This is a genomic window from Streptomyces colwelliae (genome assembly GCF_048158785.1).
Taxonomy (GTDB): domain Bacteria; phylum Actinomycetota; class Actinomycetes; order Streptomycetales; family Streptomycetaceae; genus Streptomyces.
In genome coordinates this window covers 1-1,500 of the sequence record NZ_JBLTJC010000779.1, presented here as the reverse complement: position 1 = coordinate 1,500, position 1,500 = coordinate 1, and the positions used below count along the sequence as shown (strand labels likewise).

Below are 1,500 nucleotides of genomic sequence, written 5' to 3'. Positions count from 1 at the left end.
GCTCAGTACGGAGTATGCGCGCGTGGGTTGAGTGCCGGCGGATTCGGGCGATGCTACCCCCGCCTCGACTGAACCGCCGCCCCGTCGAACCGCAGGTTCCAGCGCCCCGCATGCCCCGTGACCGTCGTGGTCGACAGTGGGCGTACGTCGAAGTTCCAGTAGGTCGACGGGGGTGCCTTGAGGGCGTAGACCAACGCGGCGCGGATCACGGAGGGTTCGGCCACGGCGACTATCCGGCCGCCGTCCTCGATGGGCCGGGTGTCCAGCCAGCCGCCCACGCGGGAGATGAAGGCCAGCAGGGACTCGCCGCCGTGCGGGGTGGAGCGCGGGTCGGCGAGCCAGGCGTCCACCAGAGCCGGTTCGCGGGCCATCGCCTCGCCGAGGGTCAGCCCGCGCCAGCGGCCCATGTCGCAGTCCCGCAGGGCGAGTTGCACCAGCGGGGTGTAGCCGAGACCGTCGCCGGTGGTCCGGCTGCGCGGGGTCGGCGAACAGTAGCGCAGCTCCGCCGCCGCCAGCGGCAGCAGAACCGGGGCGGCGCGCTGCACCTCGTCCCATCCCGCCTGGTCCAGCGGGCGGTCGTCCTCGAAGCGCTCCGCGAGCAGCGGGGAGCTGCGCGCGGCGGCGACGAACGTGACCCGAAGTTGCATGCGGCGATCGTGATCCCGCCGAAGTACGCAGGTCAAGGGGTGCCGGATGAGAGTTACCCAGGGTGGGCGAAACCTTACTTCGAGGTCGGGACCAGGCGGACAACTCACTCGAAAATGAGGGCCATCCACTGGTCGGGCCGCTCCAGCGGCTTGAACCCGAGCTTCTCGTACACCCCGTGGGCGTCGTGCGTGGCGAGCAGGATCCGCCGCAGTCCGAACGGCCGCAGCTCCTCCCGTACGGCGCCGACGAACGCCGTGCCGACGCCCTTGCCGCGCACCGACGGGTCCACGTACACATCGCACAGCCACGCGAACGCGGCCTGGTCGGTGACCACGCGCGCGTACGCCACCTGCTCCCCCGAAGCCGTGTCGTACACCCCGAAGTTCAGCGAGGACGCGACCGCGCGCTCGTGCTTCTCGCGCGGCCGGTCCATCGCCCAGTAGGCGTCGGTGGAGAGCCAGCGGTGGGTGCGGTCGATGTCGACGCGGGCGGGGTCGGCGGAGAACTCATAGCCGTCGGGGAGGCTCGGGATGTCGGTCATGGCGGGAGAATCGCAGGTCAGGGGGTGGGGTGTCGAGCGGTTTTGGCCGACGGCCCGGGCGTTGGTGCCGAGGCCCCGCGCGAGCCGCCCACGCCCGGGACGGCAGCTGTACTCCTCCGCGTCAGAGCACCTCGTCACAGGCCGCCCGGAGCCGTCGTACCCCCTCCGCGATCTCCCCCGTCCCCGCGACCGCCGCGAAGCTCAACCGGATGTGGGCGGCCGGGGGTTCGGCGCTGAAGTAGGGGCGGCCGGGGGTGATGGAGACGCCCGCGCGGAGGGCCGCCGCCGTCAAGGACTGCTCGTCCATGCCG

General features: G+C 72.1%; 2 protein-coding genes and 1 pseudogene. All 3 read right to left on the bottom strand.

Annotation, left to right across the window (positions count from 1 at the left end; translation table 11 throughout):
• Nucleotides 1-53: 53 nt before the first annotated feature.
• Nucleotides 54-647 carry a histidine phosphatase family protein gene (locus ACNFOC_RS54285; RefSeq protein ID WP_416966298.1) on the bottom strand — a complete coding sequence of 198 codons (594 nt, stop codon included), beginning with the start codon at nt 645-647 and terminating at the stop codon, nt 54-56.
• Nucleotides 648-751: 104 nt separating this feature from the next.
• Nucleotides 752-1,189: a GNAT family N-acetyltransferase gene (locus ACNFOC_RS54280; protein WP_416966297.1), complete on the bottom strand. Its 438-nt coding sequence runs from the start codon at nt 1,187-1,189 to the stop codon at nt 752-754.
• Between the two features lie 121 nt (nt 1,190-1,310).
• Nucleotides 1,311-1,500 (bottom strand): annotated as a pseudogene (locus tag ACNFOC_RS54275) (PLP-dependent aminotransferase family protein); the annotation flags it as partial.

Bases quoted from the DNA above. Each gene is read 5' to 3' on its own strand.
- ACNFOC_RS54280 (WP_416966297.1), bottom strand. From the start codon at position 1,189: ATGACCGACATCCCGAGCCTCCCCGACGGCTATGAGTTCTCCGCCGAC.
- ACNFOC_RS54285 (WP_416966298.1), bottom strand. From the start codon at position 647: ATGCAACTTCGGGTCACGTTCGTCGCCGCCGCGCGCAGCTCCCCGCTG.